The organism is Alcanivorax sp. DP30 (genome assembly GCF_009882945.1).
In the GTDB taxonomy this organism is placed as follows: domain Bacteria; phylum Pseudomonadota; class Gammaproteobacteria; order Pseudomonadales; family Alcanivoracaceae; genus Alcanivorax.
On the sequence record NZ_WTUY01000013.1, the window covers coordinates 1 to 480 of the forward strand.

2 tRNA genes are annotated in these 480 nt (G+C 48.1%); both read left to right on the forward strand.

From position 1 onward, the window contains the following. The first annotated feature begins 120 nt into the window (after positions 1-120). Positions 121-197 (forward strand) — tRNA-Ile (locus GQF00_RS14825). 17 nt (positions 198-214) lie between these two features. Continuing rightward, positions 215-290, forward strand: a tRNA-Ala gene (locus GQF00_RS14830). The last annotated feature ends 190 nt before the right edge of the window (positions 291-480 follow it).

Sequence of the window (480 nt, forward strand, 5' to 3'; positions counted from 1 at the left end):
AACAAGGTAGCCGTAGGGGAACCTGCGGCTGGATCACCTCCTTAACGACAAAGATTTCCGTCCTGTTCAGGGCCCACACGTTTGCTTGTCTGGTAATTAAAGGGTGTAGACGCTTTGCATAGGTCTGTAGCTCAGTTGGTTAGAGCGCACCCCTGATAAGGGTGAGGTCGGCAGTTCAAATCTGCCCAGACCTACCATTTTCAGCATTTAAAATGGGGCCTTAGCTCAGCTGGGAGAGCGCCTGCCTTGCACGCAGGAGGTCAGCGGTTCGATCCCGCTAGGCTCCACCAAGTGTTGACTTAGGTAGAAGCGTTGAAGAAGTCAGAATCAAGCATTGTGTTGCTTGCTTCTGGCTTTTTGGTCGGAAACCGTAATCTTCATGATTCGGTAGCTCTTTAAAAATTTGGGAAATGAGAAAGTCCAAGTATTCATTGAGAATGCAAGCGTTAAGAGACTATCTGACACTTGTGTCTTTATGGT